The organism is Micromonospora sp. NBC_00362 (assembly GCF_026342155.1).
Lineage (GTDB): Bacteria > Actinomycetota > Actinomycetes > Mycobacteriales > Micromonosporaceae > Micromonospora > Micromonospora hortensis.
In genome coordinates this window covers 967,953-985,677 of record NZ_JAPENH010000001.1, presented here as the reverse complement: position 1 = coordinate 985,677, position 17,725 = coordinate 967,953, and the positions used below count along the sequence as shown (strand labels likewise).

Here is a 17,725-nt window from a genome sequence, read left to right as displayed (position 1 = left end):
GGGACAGGTCAGGACGGTCTTCCGCCGAACTGCCAGTTATGCACCTCGATGTCGACGTACCGGTCGGCCGTCAGGATGGCGCGCGCCGCGTCGGGGTTCGGCGCCCGGAGCAGCGCGGCGGTGCCGAGCCAGGTGACGCCGTCGTCGGCCAGCAGCGGCCCGTACGCGATCAACTCGTCCGGGTCGGGCGGCACGGCCAGGTCGACGGCCTGCCCGGCGCCGAGCCCGAGCACCAGATACCGGTTGCCACCGGTCCGGCCGCCGGGGAAGTCCCACATGGTGCGGCCCAGCGTGTTGCGCCACCGACGCAGCAGCACGTCCCGGTACACACCGGCCTGGTAGTTGGGTTCCTCGAACGCGAATGCCCGCGCGGCGGCCCGGTCGGGCACGTCGACGATGTGCACGCTGCCGGTGGGCGTGTCGCCGACGAAGGTCGGGCCGCGGGCGATCATTCCCGCCGCGTACCGGTCCATGTACGACCAGTGCTCGGGCAACAGTTCGTCGCGCAACGTGGCCGAGCCGGGCCGGTCACTGTGGTAACAGAGAAACTCCACGCCGCATTCTCGCCGGGTGCCCCTCGTCGGCGGCGGGCCGGGTGCCGCAGTGGCCCTCCGGTACGGACGCCGAGGCCAGCAGCGCGCGCCTGCCACGTGCTGGCTGCCGGGTGTCCCGTGGGAGCGGATGAACCGCCCACCAGCGCGACTAGGATTGGTCCGTCATGCTGGTACGGGTGCTCGGGCCGCTTGAGGTCGAGGTCGACACAGGCGGGCCGGTCGACCTCGGCGGCCCCCGCCAACGCGCCGTGCTCGCACTGCTGCTCGCGGCCCGCGGTGAGGTCGTCTCCGTCGGGCAGATGATCGAGGATCTGTGGCGGGGTGACCCGCCACCCCGGGCGATCGCCTCCCTCCAGGCGTACGTCTCGCATCTGCGCCGCCTCCTGGAGCCGGCCCGCGAGCGACGAACGCCGGCCCGGGTCCTGGTCACCGCGCCACCGGGCTACGCGCTGCGGCTGCCGGCGGACGCCGTCGACGCCGGTCGGTTCGAGACGCTGCTGGCCGAGGCGCGTGCGGTCGGCCCCGTAGACCCGGGCCGGGCACGCCGGTTGCTCAGCGTCGGGCTCGATCTGTGGCGCGGTCGGGCGTACGCCGAATTCGCCGGTGAGCCGTGGGCGCAGCCGGAGGTGCTGCGGCTGGAGGAGCTGCGGCTCGGCGCCCGGGAACTGCTGCTCGACGTGACAGTGCGCTGCGGCGACGCGGCCGAGGCGGTGCCGGAGGCGGAGCTGTTGACCCGGCAGGCGCCGCTGCGGGAGGAGAGCTGGCGGCTGCTGGCGCTGGCGTTGTGGCGTACCGGTCGGCAGGGCGACGCGCTCGCCGCGCTGCGCCGGGCCCGGGCGACCCTGGCCGACCAGCTCGGACTGGACCCGGGCCCGGCGTTGGTCGAGGTGGAGTCCGCCATCCTGGGCCAGCGACTCGACCTGCTGCCACCGGTGGCGGCGACAGCGGTACGCGTTCAGCGGCAGGCGTCGGAGGAGGTCTTCGTCGGCCGGGAGGCCGAGCTGGAGGCGCTCCGGCAGACAGCCGCCGAGACGGTGGCGAACGGGCCGCGAGTCGCTCTGCTCAGCGGCGAGGCCGGGGCCGGCAAGACGAGCCTGCTCACCCGGTTTCGGGGCGAGCTCACCGCCCACGGCTGGCTGGTCGCCGTCGGCCGCTGCCCCGAGGTCGAGGGCGCCCCGCCGGCCTGGGCCTGGGTCGAGGCGCTGCGGCAACTCGCCGAGCAGGCACCCCCGGGTGACCGCGCACCGGCGCTCGCCCCGCTGCTCGGTGGGGGCGACGGCGAGCCCGGCGGCGACGTCACCGCCGGCCGGTTCCGGCTGCACCGCGCCGTCGGCGCCTGGTTGGACGCCGCAGCGGCCCGCAGACCGGTCACCGTGATCCTCGACGACCTGCACGCCGCCGACGCGGAGACGTTGCTGCTGTTGCAGAGCGTCACCGAGATGACCACCGGCACCGTCCTGTTCGTCGCGGCGCTGCGTCCCGCCGACAACACCGAGCGGCTCGCCGACACGATGGCCGTCCTGGCCCGCCGGTCACCACAGCGGATCCCGTTGGGCGGTCTGAGCACGTCCGAGGTCGAACGGCTGCTCGGCGCGCTGTCCCGCAGCACCGTCGACCCGGACACGGTCGCCGCGTTGGCCGAGCGGACCGGCGGCAACCCGTTCTACGTCCGGGAGTCGGCGCGACTGCTCGCCGCCGAGGGCACGCTCGTGGCCACCTCCGACGTGCCCGAGGGCGTACGCGACGTGCTGCGCCGACGACTCTCCCGTCTCCCGTCGACGGCCGTCTCGGTGCTGCGTCTCGCCTCGGCCGTGGGGCGGGAGGCCGAGGTGCGAACGCTCGTCGACGCCGCCGGCACCGACGAGGGCACCGTCCTGCGGGCGCTGGAAACCGGGTTGGCCGCCGGGTTGCTCACCGAACCGGCGCCCGGGCGGGTGCGGTTCGTGCACGGCTTGGTCTGCGACACCATCTACACCGACCTGCCACAACTGCGCCGCACCCGCCTGCACGCGCGGATCGCCGCCGCCACCCGTCGGATGCGGCCCGACGACTACCCCGCCCTGGCCCACCAGTACGCCCGCGCCGCGTCGGCCGACACCGCGCCGCTCGCCGTCGACTACGCCATCCGGGCCGCCGAGCTGGCCGAGCGGCGGTACGCGTACGACGCCGCGATCGAGCTGCTCGGCAACGCTGTCGAGGCCGCCGCCGCTGTCGCCGGGGACCGCGACGCGCTCCGGGTCGACCTGCTCGGGCGGCTGCTGCGCGCCCAGGCGCGGGCCGGCGCGGTGGCGGCCGCCCGGCAGACCCGCGCTCGGGCGGTCGACGTCGCCGCGGCGTCCGGCCGCGACGACCTGCTGGTCGCGGCGTTCACCGCGTGGACCGTCCCCACCCCGTGGCTGACCCACGAGTACGGCGTGGTGGACGACCGGGTCGTCGAACTGCTCACCCGACTGCTGCGCGCCGACGACCTGGACCCGGTCGCCCGCTGCCGGCTGCTGGAGGCGCTGGCCACGGAGTTGGACGGCGAGTCCGATCCGCGAGGCGTGGCCGCCGGACGGGAGGCGCTGACTCTCTCGCAGCGGCTGGACGACCCCGAGCTGCGCGCTCTCGGGCTGGCCGCGCGGCTGCGCACCATGAGCTACGAGCGGGAGGCGCCGGACCGCCGGGCCTTCGCCCTGGAGCTGCGTGACCTCGCCGACGAGCACGGGCTGGTGACCTACCGCTCGGTCGCCGAGCAGGCGCTGGGCCACTGCGCTGCCGCGCTCAACGAGCCGGACGAACTGCGCCTCAGCGTCGCCCGGCAGGGGCGGCTGGCCGAGACGTACCAGCTGAACGAGGCGCAGACGATCAACCTGTGCTCGTTGGGCGCCCTCGCGCACATCGCCGGCGACTTCGACGCGGCGCGGCGGCACTACGATCAGGTCGCCGTGCAGATGCGGCGGCAGGGTTCGCTGCACGCCGAGGCCTTCCACTACTTCTCGACCGGCACCCTGCTGATCAGCCAGGGGCGGTTCGGTGAGCACCTGGAGGCGACGCGGCGGGTACGGGGGTCGTTGGGCCCGATCGTGGACGACCTGCTGGCGCTGGCGCTGATCGGGAGCGGACGCCTGGACGAGGCGCGGGCCATGCCGATCGGGCGGCACACCTACCGCCCGGACTATTTCGAGTCGGCGCTGCTCAGCGTGCGCGGGATGGTCGTCGTGGCGCTGGGTCGACGGGACCTGGCCCACCCCGTGATCGACGCGCTGCTCCCGGTACGCGACCAACTGGCCGGTTTCTCCACCACAGCGGCGGTGGTGCGGCCGGTCGCGCTGACCCTCGGTGAGCTGTTCCGGCTGGTGGGCCGCACCGAGGAGGCGACCCTGCACTTCACTCTCGCCGCGCGGGTCGCCCGCCGGTGGGAGTCGCCGCACTGGCTGGCCGAGGCGACGGCGGCGATGGTCCGCTGACCGTCAGGGTTGGTGGATTCCAAGCCGGTTCCAAGTGGCACCGAGCATGATCAACAGATCTGTGCCAGTTGATCCCTCGGAAAGGTCACCGTTGAACCAGAACCACCGCGAAGCCATGGCCGACGTACGCGACATGTACATGGCGCACTCGGCGCTCCGTCGCGAGTTCAGCCTGCTGCCGCAGCTCGTCCGCGACGTCACCCCGGGCGACGCCACGCGCGCGGAGGTCGTCGGCGCCCACGCCGAGATGCTCTGCCACATCCTGCACCTGCACCACGAGGGCGAGGACCTGCTGCTCTGGCCCCTGCTGCTGGAGCGCGGCGGCGCGGAGGCCGCGGCGATCGTGCCCACCATGGAGGCGCAGCACCACGCCATCGAGGACGCCCACGCGGCGGTGGTCGGCCTCCTCCCCCAGTGGCGCCGCACCGCCCGCGGCGGTGAGCACCTCGCGGACGCCCTGGAGCAGCTACGCGCCGCGCTGATCGAGCACATGGCCCTGGAGGAGAGCAAGATCCTGCCGCTGGCGCAACGGCACGTCACCGCCCGGGAGTGGATGCAGCTCGGCGAGCACGGCATGAGCAAGTCCCCGAAGAAGCAGCTCCCGCTGGCCTTCGGCATTGCCATGTACGAGGGCGACCCGGAGGTGGTCAAGGCCGTGCTGGCGCACGCTCCGCTGCCGGCCCGGCTACTCATGCCGATCATCGCGCCCCGGCTGTTCGCCAGTCACGCCAAGCGGGTGCACGGCACCGCCACGCCCCCGCGCATCGGCGCCAGCGTCCGCTGAGCGAGGTCGGCGAAACTCCGCCTCACCCCTGCACATGATCGATCCGGTGACCCGGCCGGCCGGGATCCCAGCCGGCCGGGTCGCCGGGACTGCTAGCCCACTTGGCTGCCTCTGGATACCGACGCCGGCGGTGCCAACCGCGCCACGGGCGGGAGCGGCGAGATGTCCGGAGAGGCTTGGAACGCCGAGATGGCGAGCGCGGCGAAGCGCCGCGAGGCGCTGACCTGAGTAGTCGGTGAGGTCGCGTGGATACCGCTGTTGGCCATGAGCACGAGGATGACGTCGTCCAGGACGAAGTCGGGGCGGAGGCGACCGGCGTCCTTGGCGCGGCGGGCCAGCTCGTCGATCGCTCTGAGCGCGTATTCACGGCGCGCCTCGAAATCAACTGCTTTGGGAAAGGTCGATATGAGAGCTGCGGTAAAGCCTCGGTCGCGTGCGTGCAGTTCACACATTTTCTCGATCACGAGACAGAAACCGCGCCATGGATCCGAATCGGCAAGGCCCTCGTCGACAACGCCGCGACACGCGTACATCTGTTCTGTGAATGCCTCGGTGACCAGCATCTCCTTGGTCGGAAATCGGCGGTACAGGGTGGCGGGTGCGACTCCGGCCCGCCGGGCAACCTCCCGCATCGGCACGTCCAGGCCGTCAACGGCGAAGACCGCGCGGGCGGCGTCGAGGATGCGCTCGCGGTTGTCCAGGGCGTCGGAGCGAAGAGCGTGAGGCAAACGATCGGTCACGGCTCTCACTTTAGCGAGGCGGACAGCGGCGTGCGTTAGCGTCCGTCTGCATGAGGGCTTTGCAATTTTCGAAGTACGGTCCCGCGAGTGTCCTTGAGGTCTCGGAGGCACCGGAACCCCATGCCGGACCCGGCCAGATACGGGTGGCCGTTCGGGCGTCGGGTGTCAATCCGGCCGACACCTACGTTCGCGCCGGCCGATTCCAGGAGTGGATTCCGCTCCGCCTGCCGCACGTGCCCGGTGTCGACGCTGCCGGCGTGGTGGACGAGGTCGGTGACGGGGTGACCACGGCTCGGGTAGGCGACGAGGTTTTCGGGATCACGGACTACGCCCAGATGGGCGGAGCGAACGCCGAACAAGCCGTCCTGGCCGCGTGGGCACGGAAGCCGGCCGCCCTGACCTGGGAGCAGGCCGGCGGCGCGGCGGGCAACATCGAGACGGCCACCCGAGTGCTCGACCTGCTGGGCGTCAAGGACGGCACCACGCTGTTGATCGAGGGCGCGGCCGGCGGGGTCGGTACGACCGCGATCCAGCTCGCTGTCGCTCGCGGGGCGGCCGTCATCGGCACGGCCAGCGACCGCAACCACGAGTTCGTCGCCTCGCTCGGGGCGATCCCGACCACCTACGGCCCCGGGCTGGCCGAGCGTGTCCACACTCTGGTGCCCGGCGGGGTGGATGTCGTACTCGACTGTGCCGGCTCCGGTTCGCTGCCAGACCTGGTCGGCTTGGTAGCGAGCCCGGACCGGGTGGTGAGCATCGCCGACATCAACGCTGCTGCCTACGGTGTGCACCTGTCGCGCGGCTCTGGCCCCGGCGCGGACACACCGGCACTCGACGGAATCGCCGCCGCCGGTGAACTCGCCGAGCGGGGTCGTTTCACAGTGCCGGTCGCGGCCATGTTCTCGCTGGAAGAGGCGGCCGCCGCCCACGAGCTGAGTGAATCCCGCCATGCGCGAGGCAAGATCGTGCTGAAGCCGTAGGTGCCCCGCAACCTCTGTCCACCTGACCCGAGCACGCGCGGCCGACCATCCGGTGTGGTGGGCGAGCGCGGTCCGCGGGACGGGTGCTCAGCGGGCGGCCAGGAAGGCCAGCACGCGCGGCCAGACCGCCGCGGTGGCGTCCGGGGAGTGCTCGGCCAGGTCCGGGTCGGTGAACAGGTGACCCACGCCGGGATAGCGGAAGACCGCCAGGTCGGCACCGGCGTCGGTCATGCCCTGCTGCCACTCGTCGACCTCGTCCGGCGCGTCGTACGGGTCGGGGTCGGCGAGGTGCAGGTGCATCGGCAACCCGGGTCGGACCGCGTCCGGGTCGCCGCCGGTGCCGTGCAGCAGGAGCAGACCGGCGGCGGCGGGGCGTTCGGCCAGCAGCGCCCCGGCCACCCCGGCGCCCATCGAGAAGCCGGCGAGCACCGTCTCCGGTGGCAGGTCACGCAGCGCGGCCCGGGCCCGGTCCAGAACCACCTCGTGGCCGATCTTGTCGAGCAGCGCGAAGCCGTCCTCGACGGTGTCGGCTGCCGGGACGCCGTACAGGTCGGGGGTGCTGACCTGGTGCCCGGCGGCGCGCAGCCGGTCGGCGGCGGCGCGCACGGCGGGTCGCAGCCCGTACACGGAGTGGAACAGCACGACGTGTCGCATCCGGTCATCCTGCCGCAGCCGACCGGCCGTCCGGTGTGGCCACGCGGACGGGGACCATGATCGTGGTCGAGTCGTCGGGTAGCCACCCGGGGCTGATGGTGGCGAACGGTGCGCCGGATGGCGACATCGGTAGCCGGCTGAGCTGCTCTACGGGGACGGAACGGTCGGAGGCAGGTCGTCGTCTCGGCCGGTCTGAGGTAGCCCGGCCACGGTGGCGATGGCCTTGACGGCCTCGTTCAGTCCGGTGGTCTCGGGTAGGACGAGTTCGTCGGGCCAGTCCAGGACGTCGTGGGCGGCGTACCAGCCGCTCATGTGCTCGGCGGTGAACTCACTGACCTGCGGGCGGGTGAGGTGTCGGCGCAGGGTCTCGGCCAGGGACACGTCGAGGTAGCAGAACAGGGACCGGCCGCGGTGGTCGTCCCGCAGGGAGGTCAGCACGCTGCGGTAGCGGCTGCTGTGCATGATGCCCTCCAGCACCACGTGGTAGCCGTGGTCGAGGGCGATCCGAACGGTCTGCGCGATCAACGCCGGTGCTGCCCCGCCGGGCTTGTCCCGCTCGCGCAACAGGATGCGGCGCAGGTAGTCCTGCTCGACCAGGGCGCAGCCCCGGCCGTGCCGGCGTCGTAGCTCGCGGGCGATGCTGCTCTTGCCGGAGCCGGAGTTGCCCCGGACGCAGACGAGGATCGTGTCCGGGCTGCCAGTGGGTTCAGCTAGCACGCTGCGCCCTCGACGAGGGCTTCGGTGAGGCCGCCGTCAAGGTCAGTCGTGGTGTCGAGGTCGTCCGGTTCGAGGTCCGGCAGCAGGACCTTCACGTCGCCGATCGTGGTGGTGCGCATGTGTCCTCAACCTCTGTGGGCGCGGGGTGGGCACGCCATCCCTGCGGTCCGTCGTCACGACGTCACCCGCGAATCAAGAGTCAGACCAGTGCCGCCAGCCGCGCGACCAGGTCCGTCGGTGGCGGCATCGCGGCGATCTCGCGGCTGACCTGCGTGGCAGCGGTCCGCAGGCGCTCGTCGGTGAGCAGCTGGGTCAGTGCCCGCGCGGTGATGTCCCGGGGGCGTAGCGCCAGGCCGGCGCCGCGGCGGGCCACCAGCTCGGCGTTGTGCCGCCGGTCCCCCGGACCCGTGGTGGCCAGTTGGGGCCGGCCTGCGGCGAGGGCGCCGAAGGCGCTGCCCGCACCACCGTGGTGCACCAGCGCCGCGCTCGCCGGCAACGCCTCGTCGAGCGGAATCCAGCCGACCACCCGTACGTTGCCGGGCACCGAGCGGGCCGAACGTTCGTCGGGGCGGACCAGCACGATCTCGGCGTCCACCTGGGCGGCGGCGGCCACCACGGCGGGCATCGGCCCCCGGTCGCCGGGGCCGGTGAGGGTGCTGCGGGTGACCAGGATCCGGGGGCGCTCACCCGGCTCACGCAGCCAGGCTGGCAGTTCCCCGCCGCCGACATAGGACGTGTAGCGCATCGGCCAGCCGCCCTGCGTGGCGACGCTGGGTGGGGCCACGGCGAGGGCGGCGGCCGGCGCCGGCAGCTCGGTGAGGCCGTGGCGGCGCAGTGCGGCGCCGAGTCGGACGACTGTGGCGCGGACCAGGTCCCGGCCGTCGAAGAGGGCGTTCTCCTGGCGTACGGCCGGCACGTCGAGCCGGGCGGCGGCCACCGCACCGGCGACCGCGAACGGCTCGTACAGCACCAGATCCGGCCGCCACCGGGTGGCCAGCGCTACCACCGGGTCGGTGAGCTGGTCGTTGAGCGCGCCGAACAGCAGGCCGGCGCCCCGGGTGCCGGCGGTGCCGGCCATTTCCGCCCGTGCGATCAGCGGATGGCGGGGGAAGACCCGCAGCGCGATCCGGCCGAATTCGAAGCCCGGCGCGATGTCGTGCACCGGCAGACCAGCGTCGGCGGCGGCCAGGGCTCCGCCGCCGGTGGCCACCAGCACGTCGTGGCCGGCGTCGCGGAGCGCGACAGCGAGCGGCACCAGCGGGAAGACGTGCCCGACGAGCGGGGCGGAGACCACCAGCACGCGCATGGGCACGATCCTATGTCGACCACTGCCACTGCCGAGGACCCGGAACGTCGGCAGCGACTAGCCGGACGGTCGCTGGTCGACGATGCGGCGCATTTTGCCCATCGACCGCTCCACGGTGTCGGGGGCGAGGACGTCGACCGCCACGCTTACCCCGATGGTGTTCTTCACCAACTGGACCAGCGCGTCGCCGGCCCGGTCGGCGGCGTCTACGTCGATGTCGGCCCGCCGCTCCACCCGCACCGTCAGGGTGTCCAGCCGACCGCGCCGGTCGAGGACGCACTGGAAGTGCGGTGACAGCTGCGGGGTGCGCAGGATCAGCTCCTCGATCTGGGTGGGGAAGATGTTCACCCCCCGCAGGATCATCATGTCGTCGGTGCGGCCGGTGATCTTCTCGATCCGGCGCATCGGGCGGGCGGTGCCGGGCAGCAGGCGGGTCAGGTCGCGGGTGCGGTAGCGCACGACCGGCATCGCCTCCTTGGTCAGGGAGGTCAACACCAGCTCACCCCGCTCGCCGTCGGGCAGCACCGCCCCGGTGACCGGGTCGATGATCTCCGGGTAGAAGTGGTCCTCCCAGAGGTGCAGCCCGTCCTTGGTCTCGACGCACTCGGTCGCCACGCCGGGGCCCATCACCTCGGACAGCCCGTAGATGTCGACGGCGTGGATGTCCAATTGCTGCTCGATCTCGCGGCGCATGTCCTCGGTCCACGGCTCGGCCCCGAAGATGCCCACCCACAGTGAGGTGGCGCGTGGGTCGATGCCCTGGCGGCGCATCTCGTCGACGATGGCCAGCAGGTAGCTGGGCGTGACCATGATGACCTCGGGCTCGAAGTCGCGGATCAGCATGACCTGACGCTCGGTCATGCCTCCGGAGACCGGGATGACGGTGCAGCCCAGCTCCTCGGCCCCGTAATGCGCGCCGAGGCCGCCGGTGAAGAGCCCGTAGCCGTACGCGACGTGCACCCGGTCGCCGGGGCGGCCACCGGAGGCGCGGATCGAGCGGGCCATCAGTCGCGCCCAGGTGCGCAGGTCGTCGCGGGTGTAGCCGACCACCGTCGGCCGGCCGGTGGTGCCGGAGGAGGCGTGCAGGCGGGCGACCCGCTCCCGGGGTACGGCGAACATGCCGAATGGGTAGTTCTCCCGCAGCTCCGCCTTGCCGGTGAACGGGAAGCGCGCCAGGTCGTCGAGATCCCGGCAGTCGTCGGGGTGCACCCCGGCCGCGTCGAACGCCTGCCGGTAGTGCGGCACGTTGTCGTACGCGTGCCGCAGCGACCAGCGCAGTCGGTCGCGTTGCAGGGCGCGCAGCTCGTCGATGCCGGCGCGCTCGATCGGCTCCAGCTCCTCCGGACGAGGGGTGCGGTCCTGCATCGGCTGCCTCCTTGGCGCGGCGGTCCCGGTGGGGCTGCGGGTACCGTACGCCCGCTGTCGCCGGGCCCGGCGGGGCGGTCAGCGGGTGGCCGGCAGCCGGTGCAGGGCGTCGACCAGCGGCGCCAGCTCGGGGGTGGCCTCCGCCTGGGCGAGCGCGTCAGCGAGCACCCGGTCGTGGGTCGGTCGGGTCTGGGCGAGCAGCTCGGAGCCGGCCGGGGTCAGCTCGGTGTAGATGCCGCGCCGGTCGTCGGCGCAGAGGATGCGGGTGAGCAGCCCTCGCTGTTCGAGGCGGGTGACCAGCCGCGTGGTGGCGCTGCCGGAGAGCGCGGCGGCGCGGGCGAGCTGGCTCATCCGCATGTGCCAGCCGTCCTGGCGGGAAAGCGCGTCGAGCACCGTGTATTCGACGACGGAGAGGTCGTGGCCGGCCTGTAGGGCCCGCTCCAGGGATGTCTCGATCAGCCCGTGCAGGGCGGCGAGGGTGCGCCAGCCCTGCGCGCGGATCTCGACCGCGTCGTCGGCGATGCCCATGCCGGCCCTCCTCGGTGTGATCTGAACGGACCCCAGGTTACCACGCTTGCGCCGATATGAAGCGCGTGCAAGTATTTCGTTGCCGGCGCGCGTAGTTGCACGCGCCGCATATCTGACCCCTCCCGATGGGAAGACCATGTCCGTACGCCCACAGTCCCTGCCGCCCGGCCTGATCGCGCTGGCCATCGGCGCCTTCGGCATCGGGCTCACCGAGTTCGTGATCATGGGGCTGCTGCCCGAGGTGGCCGCCGACTTCGCGGTCACCGAGCCGGTGGCCGGCTGGTTGATCTCCGGCTACGCGCTCAGCGTGGCCGTCGGCGGCGTCGCTCTCACCGCGGCGGTCACCCGCCTACCGCGCAAACCCGTGCTGCTCGGCCTGATGGTGCTGTTCATCATCGGCAACCTGCTCTCCGCCATCGCCGGCGACTACGCCGTGATGATGGCCGGCCGGATCGTCGCCGCGCTCTGCCACGGCGCGTTCTTCGGCATCGGCGCCGTCGTCGCCGCCGGCCTGGTCGCACCGGCCCGACGGGCGGGCGCCATCGCCATGATGTTCGCCGGCCTGACCATCGCCAACGTGCTCGGCGTGCCGTTCGGCACCTTCCTCGGGCAGCACTTCGGCTGGCGGTCGACGTTCTGGGCGATCACCGCCATCGGGGTGGTCGCCCTGATCGGGTTGGCCCTGCTCATCCCGGCGGCCGACACCGCCAACGCCGACCGCCCGGCCGGAGGGCTGCGCGGCGAGTTGCGGGCCTTCACCCACCCGCAGGTCTGGCTCTCCCTGGTGATCACCGTCCTGGGCTTCGGTGGGATGTTCGGCGCGTTCACCTACATCGCCTACACGTTGACCGAGGTCAGCGGCTTCGCCACCAGCACCGTGCCGTGGCTGCTCGTCCTCTTCGGCGTGGGGCTCTTCGCGGGCAACCTGCTCGGCGGCCGGGCGGCCGACAGGTCACTGTCGCGCACGCTGGTCACCGTCCTGGCGGTGCTCACAGTGGTGCTCGTCGGCTTCGCCTTGACCGCCACGAATCCGGCGCTGACCATCGTCGCGCTGGTGCTGATGGGCGGTTTCGGCTTCGCCACAGTGCCGCCGCTGCAAATGCGGATCATGCGGTACGCCCACCAGGCGCCGACCCTGGCGTCCGGGGCGAACATCGCCGCGTTCAACCTCGGCAACGCGTTGGGCGCCTGGATCGGTGGGGTGACCATCGCCGCCGGACTCGGCTACACCTCGCCGATCTGGGCCGGCGCCGCACTCACCCTCATCGGTCTGGGCGTGCTCCTCGGCGCGCTACGGCTGGCCCGCCGCGACGAGCCGTCCCGGGCCGACGCGAGCCTGGTGGACGCCCCGGTCTGACCTCGCCGGAAAGACGACGCCGGGCCGGGCGGATGCCCGACCCGGCGTCGCTCTGATCATCGCCCTGCCATCTTCTCGCAATTGCAAAACATGTGCAACAAGGTCTGGACAACGCGCTCGTGCCGTAACTAGCCTGATCGTCATGAGTCCTTACATCGTGGATCCCTGGGCCTGGCAGGAGAGCTGGGACCGCCAGCAGGAGGCCTACCTCCCGGACCGGGAACACCGGTTCACCGCCATGCTCGACACCGTCGACGCGGTCCTCGACGGCCGGCCGCCGCGCGTGCTCGACCTGGCCGGCGGCACCGGCAGCATCTCGCTGCGGACGCTGGCGCGCTTCCCCGCCGCCGAGACGACAGTGGTCGACCTCGACCCGGCGCTGCTCGCCATCGCCGGCGCCTCACTGGCCGAGCGGGCCACCATCATCACGGCCGACCTCGGCACCCCCGAGTGGCGCTCCACGCTCCCCCACCAGGATTACGACGCCGTGCTCACCGCCACCGCCCTGCACTGGCTGCCGGCCGAGCGGCTCGGGCAGCTCTACGCCGAACTGCGCGACGTGCTGCGACCGGGCGGGGTCTTCGTCAACGCCGACCACATGCCCGACGACACCCTGCCGGAGCTGACCAAGCGGCTGATGGACCGGGCCCGGGACCGGCGCAACGCCCGGTACGCCGCCGGCTCGATGCTGTCCTGGTCGGACTGGTGGGATCGGGCCGGCGCCGACCCGGCGCTCGCCCCGTTGGTCGCCCAACGACACGAGATCTACCCGACCGGGCACAGCCCCGAGTGGAACCCGCCGGTCTCCTGGCACCTCGCCGCGCTCACCGTGGCGGGCTTCAGCGAGGTCGGCACGGTCTGGCGAGGCGGCCCGGACGCCGTTGTCGCGGCAGTGCGCTGACGCCACCCCTCGCCAGCAGCGCGCTGACGCCGCCCTCACCGGGAGGTGACCGACGTCGCCGTCGCCGGCACTAGGCTGAGGAGCCGTGCCAGAGCCGTTCGAGCCGCGTACCGACCCCGACGTCGACCTGCGCGTCCCCGCCGACCGCCGCGAGCTGACCGCGCGTCCCGCGACGATCCTCGCCGCGATCGCGGCCGGCGGGGTGCTCGGCGCGCTGGCCCGGGCCGGCCTGCAACACGCCGTTCCGCACCCACCGGCCGGCTTCGGTTGGGCCACGTTCACCATCAACACGTCCGGCTGCCTCCTGATCGGCGTGCTGATGGCGGTGCTCGGGCACCTCGACGGCGGCCCCCCGTTGGCTCGTCCGTTCCTCGGGGTCGGGGTGCTCGGTGGTTTCACCACCTTCTCCACCTACGCGGTCGACGTCCAGCAGGCGATCGTCGCGGGCGCACCGGGCACCGCGCTGGCGTACCTCGCCGCGACGGTGCTCGGGGCGCTCGTCGCGGTCGCCGTGGGCGACGCCGTCACCGCCGGGCTGCTGCGTCGGGTGACCCGATGACAGTGCTGCTCATCGCCCTGGGCGCGGCCGTCGGTGCGCCGTTGCGCTACCTCACCGACCGGGCCGTGCAGTCCCGGCACGGCTCGGCGTTCCCCTGGGGGACGCTGCTCGTCAACGTGTCCGGGTCGTTGCTGCTCGGCGTCCTGGTCGGGTGGCCGGCCAGCCCGTCCGTCAGCGCGTTGCTCGGCACCGGGTTCTGCGGCGCGCTGACCACCTACTCCACCTTCAGCTACGAGACGCTGCGGCTGACCACTGGCGGTCATCGGCTCCTCGCGCTGGCCAACGTGCTCGGCAGCGTGGCCGCCGGGCTCGCCGCGGCTACCGTCGGCTACGCGGTGGCCCGTGCCCTGATCGGCTGACCGCACACCAGCCGCAGCGCGCCCGTCTCCATCCCCAGCGAACGCCTGACCAGCGACGATCCACCACACACCGAGGGTATATACGCGAGGTATACCCTCGGTGTAGTCTGCTGGCATGAGCGTGCCACTGACCCTCCTCGGACTCCTCGAACGCGAGCCCAGCCACGGTTACGACCTGAAGCGCGACTACGACGCCTTCTTCGGCCGGGGCAAGCCACTGCCGTTCGGCCAGGTCTACTCCACCCTGAGCCGACTGGCCCGCGACGGCAAGGTGGTGATCAGCGACGTCGCCCCGGGCTCCGGCCCCGACCGCAAGCGCTACATCATCACCGACGTCGGCGCGACCGAGGTCGAGCAGTGGCTGACCCAACCGGTCGACCCGGAACCGCATTTGCAGACGGTGCTCTTCGCCAAGGTCGTGCTCGCGCTGATGCTGGACCGCCCGGCCGCCGAATACCTCGACACCCAGCGCAGCGCGCACCTGCACCGGATGCGGGAGCTGACCGAGATCAAGCGCGCCGGCAGCCTGGTCGACGCGCTGCTCGCCGACCACGGCCTCTACCACCTGGAGGCCGACCTCCGATGGATCGAGATGACCGGCGCCCGCCTGGACGCCCTGCGGAAAGAGGTACGGCCGTGAGCGTCGTGATCGAAGCGCGCGACGTCGAGTTCTCCTTCGGTCAGACCCCCGCCCTGCGCGGCGCCAGCGTCGCCGTGGAGGCGGGCGAGATCCTCGCCGTCATGGGCCCCAGCGGTTCGGGCAAGTCCACCCTGCTGCACTGCCTGGCCGGCATCCTGGTGCCCGACTCCGGCGAGATCCTCTTCGACGGGGCCCGGGTGCACGCCATGGCCGAGACCGAGCGCAGCAGCCTGCGCCGGGACCGGTTCGGCTTCGTGTTCCAGTTCGGTCAACTCGTCCCCGAGCTGACCGCTGTGGAGAACGTCGCGCTGCCGCTGCTGCTCAGCGGCGTACACCGCAAGCAGGCGCTGCCCAGGGCGCGAGCCTGGTTCGCGCGCCTCGGGCTGGACGGCCTGGAGCAGCGGCGCTCGGGTGAGCTCTCCGGCGGGCAGGCGCAACGGGTCGCCCTGGCTCGCGGCCTGGTCGCCGAGCCGCAGGTGCTCTTCGCCGACGAGCCGACCGGCGCGCTCGACTCGCTCACCGGCGAGCAGGTGATGGACCTGCTGGTCGGGGCCGCCCGCGAGCAGGGCACCACCGTCATCCTGGTCACCCACGAGCCGAGGATCGCGGCGTACGCCGACCGCGAGGTCATGGTCCGCGACGGGCGCGTGAACGCGCCGGACCGGATCGCCTCGTGATCCGCTTCGGGCTCCGCCTCGCCGTGGCCGGCGGCCGTGAGGCGCTCACCCGCCTGATCGTCATCGCCGCCGCCGTCGCGGTCGGCAGCGGTCTGCTGCTGACCACTCTCGCCGGGGTCAACGCTGTCAACTCCCAGCTCACCCGGTACGCGTCGGTCTATCCCAACGCCTCGACGGGCGGCGACGCCGATCCCCTGTGGTGGTCGACGCGCGAGGACTACTTCCACGGCAAGCAGATCATTCGGATCGACGTCGCGGCCACCGGGCCGAGCGCCCCCACTCCGACCGGCATCCCGAGCACGCCCGGCCCCGGGGAGTACTACGCCTCCCCCGCCCTGCGCGACCTGCTGGCCGCTCACCCGGCCGACGAACTCGGCGAGCGCTATCCGGGGCGCGCCGTCGGCACCGTCGGCCCGGCCGCACTTACCTCACCGGACACCCTGCTCGTCATCATGGGTCGCACCCCCGACGAAGTGGCCGCGCTGCCCGCCGCCACGAAGCTCACCCGCGTCGGCGACACCCCCGCGCTCCCCGAGACAACGATGAACCTCATCCTGGGCGTGATCGCCGGCGGGCTGCTGTTCCCGTTGCTGATCTTCGTCGGCACCGCCACCCGGCTCAGCGCGGCCCGCCGGGAGCAGCGCTTCGCCGCGATGCGCCTGGTCGGCGCCACCCCGAGGCAGATCTCGGTGGTCGCGGCGGTGGAGGCGACTACCGCTGCCGTCGTCGGCACCGCCGTCGGCTTCGGCCTGTTCTACGCCTTCCGCGGCCCGATGGCTGGCATCCCGTTCACGGGCATGCCGTTCTTCCCCAGCGACATGTCGCTGGGCCTGCTGGACGTCCTGCTCGTGGCGCTCGGCGTCCCGGCCGGCGCGGCCGTGGCGGCCCAGGTCTCGTTGCGCCGGGTACGGATCTCGCCGCTGGGCGTCACCCGGCGGGTCACACCCCGGGCGCCGCGCGCGTACCGGCTGATTCCGATGGTGCTCGGCGTCGCCGTGCTGCTCTTCGCCATCGGCTTCCGGCCCGAGACGTCCGACGGCCAGGCCGCGGTGTTCCTGCCCGGACTGCTGCTCATCATGGCCGGCCTGGTCTTCGCCGGCCCGTGGCTGACGATGGTCGGCGCCCGGGTGATGGCCCGGTACGCCAACCGCCCGGCCACGCTCATCGCCGCGCGTCGCCTCGCTGACAACCCGAAGGCCGGCTTCCGGGCGATCAGCGGCATCATGCTCGCGCTCTTCGTCACGAGCGTGTCCGTCGGCGTGATCACCACGATCGTCGCCAACCGCGGCCCGGCACCGGTCGGCTCGACCGAGGCGGGACAGGTGTCGCTCTACCTTCCTGAGGATGCACCGGCGACGCCTGACTCGCTCTTCACCGACCTACGCTCGATGACCGGCGTGCGGTCGGCCTTCGCGGTGCGCGAGAACCCGGACTGGATGAGCGCCAGCGAGCCCGGCCTGATCGCGTGCGCCGAGATCCCGAGCGCGTACGGCCGGTGCGCCGAGGGCGCCACCGTCGCCGAGGTAGCGACGGGTCTCATCCCCTTCCGGGAGTCGGCGTCGTCCACCAGGGTCTGGCCCGCCGCATCGGTTCCACTCGGCGAACTCCAACAGCTGCCGGTGATGTCGATCGTCGTCGACACGGACGGTTCCGCCGCCACCATCGAGCGCTCGCGGACCGTGCTCGAGACCGCCCTGCCGGCCTTCCGGGTGGCGCCGAACGTGCCCGGTGACTTCGAGTCGGAGTTCGCCAACACGCTACGCGGCTGGGAACAACTGGCAAACGTCATCATCATCGCCAGCCTCGCGCTCGGTGGGTGCAGCCTCGCGGTCAGCGTCATCGGCGGTCTCACCGAACGCCGACGCCCGTTCAGCCTGCTGCGCCTCAGCGGCGCTCCGGTGCGCGTCCTGCGCCGGGTGGTGGCGTTGGAGAGCGCCGTGCCGATGCTCGCCGTCGCCGCCGTCGCCATCGGCATGGGCCTCCTCGCCGCCCACCTGTTCCTGCGGGCACAGATGGGCTACACCCTCGTCGCGCCGCAGCCGGGCTTCTACGTGATCGTCGTGGTCGGGTTGGCAGCCTGCCTCGGCGTCATCGCCTCCACCCTGCCGCTGCTGGAACGCATCACCGGGCCGGAGACCGCCCGCAGCGAGTGATC

The 17,725-nt window shown here is 72.6% G+C and carries 17 protein-coding genes and 1 pseudogene; 10 read left to right on the top strand and 8 right to left on the bottom strand.

Annotated elements, in window-relative coordinates; genetic code table 11:
• Window positions 1-8: 8 nt before the first annotated feature.
• Window positions 9-554 carry a YciI family protein gene (locus OG992_RS04285; RefSeq protein ID WP_266302431.1) on the bottom strand — a complete coding sequence of 182 codons (546 nt, stop codon included), beginning with the start codon at window positions 552-554 and terminating at the stop codon, window positions 9-11.
• A 164-nt stretch (window positions 555-718) separates the two neighbouring features.
• Between OG992_RS04285 and OG992_RS04280 the strand changes: the two genes are divergently transcribed.
• On the top strand, window positions 719-4,003 hold the full coding sequence (locus tag OG992_RS04280) for a BTAD domain-containing putative transcriptional regulator (RefSeq protein ID WP_266302430.1): 3,285 nt from the start codon (window positions 719-721) through the stop codon (window positions 4,001-4,003).
• Between the two features lie 91 nt (window positions 4,004-4,094).
• Window positions 4,095-4,787: a hemerythrin domain-containing protein gene (locus tag OG992_RS04275; RefSeq protein WP_266302429.1), complete on the top strand. Its 693-nt coding sequence runs from the start codon at window positions 4,095-4,097 to the stop codon at window positions 4,785-4,787.
• A 92-nt stretch (window positions 4,788-4,879) separates the two neighbouring features.
• Here the strand turns inward: OG992_RS04275 and OG992_RS04270 are convergent, their stop codons facing one another.
• The gene (locus OG992_RS04270) at window positions 4,880-5,527 is read right to left on the bottom strand and encodes a TetR/AcrR family transcriptional regulator (protein WP_238686190.1); all 648 of its coding nucleotides are present in this window, start codon (window positions 5,525-5,527) and stop codon (window positions 4,880-4,882) included.
• A 50-nt stretch (window positions 5,528-5,577) separates the two neighbouring features.
• Here OG992_RS04270 and OG992_RS04265 point away from each other — a divergent pair, with 50 nt between their 5' ends.
• The gene (locus OG992_RS04265) at window positions 5,578-6,507 is read left to right on the top strand and encodes an NADP-dependent oxidoreductase (protein WP_266302428.1); all 930 of its coding nucleotides are present in this window, start codon (window positions 5,578-5,580) and stop codon (window positions 6,505-6,507) included.
• A gap of 87 nt (window positions 6,508-6,594) precedes the next feature.
• On the opposite strand, the gene OG992_RS04260 is transcribed toward OG992_RS04265, so the two are convergent.
• The 6 genes and pseudogenes from OG992_RS04260 to OG992_RS04235 form a co-directional block, all read right to left on the bottom strand.
• Entirely contained in the window at window positions 6,595-7,161 is a 567-nt protein-coding gene (locus OG992_RS04260; RefSeq protein ID WP_266302427.1) for a dienelactone hydrolase family protein, read from the bottom strand.
• A 147-nt stretch (window positions 7,162-7,308) separates the two neighbouring features.
• Window positions 7,309-7,878 carry a kinase gene (locus tag OG992_RS04255; RefSeq protein WP_266302426.1) on the bottom strand — a complete coding sequence of 190 codons (570 nt, stop codon included), beginning with the start codon at window positions 7,876-7,878 and terminating at the stop codon, window positions 7,309-7,311.
• Window positions 7,878-7,997 (bottom strand): annotated as a pseudogene (locus OG992_RS04250) (pentapeptide repeat-containing protein); the annotation flags it as partial. The gene OG992_RS04255 and the pseudogene OG992_RS04250, both read right to left, overlap by 1 nt.
• 80 nt (window positions 7,998-8,077) lie before the next feature.
• A complete protein-coding gene (locus OG992_RS04245; protein WP_266302425.1) occupies window positions 8,078-9,184 on the bottom strand; it encodes a nucleotide disphospho-sugar-binding domain-containing protein in 1,107 nt (368 codons plus the stop codon).
• A gap of 57 nt (window positions 9,185-9,241) precedes the next feature.
• Entirely contained in the window at window positions 9,242-10,549 is a 1,308-nt protein-coding gene (gene paaK, locus OG992_RS04240) for a phenylacetate--CoA ligase PaaK (protein ID WP_266302424.1), read from the bottom strand.
• Between the two features lie 78 nt (window positions 10,550-10,627).
• Complete coding sequence (locus tag OG992_RS04235) at window positions 10,628-11,077, bottom strand: MarR family winged helix-turn-helix transcriptional regulator (RefSeq protein WP_266302423.1); 450 nt, start codon at window positions 11,075-11,077, stop codon at window positions 10,628-10,630.
• A gap of 136 nt (window positions 11,078-11,213) precedes the next feature.
• Between OG992_RS04235 and OG992_RS04230 the strand changes: the two genes are divergently transcribed.
• The 7 genes from OG992_RS04230 (at window position 11,214) to OG992_RS04200 (ending at window position 17,723) form a co-directional block, all read left to right on the top strand.
• Entirely contained in the window at window positions 11,214-12,434 is a 1,221-nt protein-coding gene (locus OG992_RS04230) for an MFS transporter (protein ID WP_266302422.1), read from the top strand.
• 142 nt (window positions 12,435-12,576) lie between these two features.
• Entirely contained in the window at window positions 12,577-13,335 is a 759-nt protein-coding gene (locus OG992_RS04225) for a trans-aconitate 2-methyltransferase (protein ID WP_266302421.1), read from the top strand.
• 85 nt (window positions 13,336-13,420) lie between these two features.
• A complete protein-coding gene (locus OG992_RS04220; RefSeq protein ID WP_266302420.1) occupies window positions 13,421-13,894 on the top strand; it encodes a CrcB family protein in 474 nt (157 codons plus the stop codon).
• Window positions 13,891-14,253: a fluoride efflux transporter CrcB gene (gene crcB, locus OG992_RS04215; RefSeq protein WP_266302419.1), complete on the top strand. Its 363-nt coding sequence runs from the start codon at window positions 13,891-13,893 to the stop codon at window positions 14,251-14,253. Before OG992_RS04220 ends, crcB begins: the two co-directional genes overlap by 4 nt.
• 115 nt (window positions 14,254-14,368) lie before the next feature.
• Complete coding sequence (locus tag OG992_RS04210; RefSeq protein ID WP_091398392.1) at window positions 14,369-14,893, top strand: PadR family transcriptional regulator; 525 nt, start codon at window positions 14,369-14,371, stop codon at window positions 14,891-14,893.
• Window positions 14,890-15,570 (top strand): ABC transporter ATP-binding protein, encoded by a 681-nt coding sequence (locus OG992_RS04205; protein WP_112672048.1) that lies wholly within the window; start codon window positions 14,890-14,892, stop codon window positions 15,568-15,570. The genes OG992_RS04210 and OG992_RS04205 overlap by 4 nt, the downstream gene beginning before the upstream one ends.
• The gene (locus OG992_RS04200; protein ID WP_266302418.1) at window positions 15,567-17,723 is read left to right on the top strand and encodes an FtsX-like permease family protein; all 2,157 of its coding nucleotides are present in this window, start codon (window positions 15,567-15,569) and stop codon (window positions 17,721-17,723) included. Before OG992_RS04205 ends, OG992_RS04200 begins: the two co-directional genes overlap by 4 nt.
• Window positions 17,724-17,725 lie beyond the last annotated feature (2 nt).

What these genes read in the sequence shown, in the direction of transcription:
- paaK (WP_266302424.1), bottom strand. Translation starts at nt 10,549, where the DNA reads ATGCAGGACCGCACCCCTCGTCCGGAGGAGCTGGAGCCGATCGAGCGC.
- OG992_RS04280 (WP_266302430.1), top strand. Translation starts at nt 719, where the DNA reads ATGCTGGTACGGGTGCTCGGGCCGCTTGAGGTCGAGGTCGACACAGGC.
- OG992_RS04245 (WP_266302425.1), bottom strand. Translation starts at nt 9,184, where the DNA reads ATGCGCGTGCTGGTGGTCTCCGCCCCGCTCGTCGGGCACGTCTTCCCG.
- OG992_RS04225 (WP_266302421.1), top strand. Translation starts at nt 12,577, where the DNA reads ATGAGTCCTTACATCGTGGATCCCTGGGCCTGGCAGGAGAGCTGGGAC.
- OG992_RS04235 (WP_266302423.1), bottom strand. Translation starts at nt 11,077, where the DNA reads ATGGGCATCGCCGACGACGCGGTCGAGATCCGCGCGCAGGGCTGGCGC.
- OG992_RS04265 (WP_266302428.1), top strand. Translation starts at nt 5,578, where the DNA reads ATGAGGGCTTTGCAATTTTCGAAGTACGGTCCCGCGAGTGTCCTTGAG.
- OG992_RS04230 (WP_266302422.1), top strand. Translation starts at nt 11,214, where the DNA reads ATGTCCGTACGCCCACAGTCCCTGCCGCCCGGCCTGATCGCGCTGGCC.
- OG992_RS04260 (WP_266302427.1), bottom strand. Translation starts at nt 7,161, where the DNA reads ATGCGACACGTCGTGCTGTTCCACTCCGTGTACGGGCTGCGACCCGCC.
- OG992_RS04210 (WP_091398392.1), top strand. Translation starts at nt 14,369, where the DNA reads ATGAGCGTGCCACTGACCCTCCTCGGACTCCTCGAACGCGAGCCCAGC.
- crcB (WP_266302419.1), top strand. Translation starts at nt 13,891, where the DNA reads ATGACAGTGCTGCTCATCGCCCTGGGCGCGGCCGTCGGTGCGCCGTTG.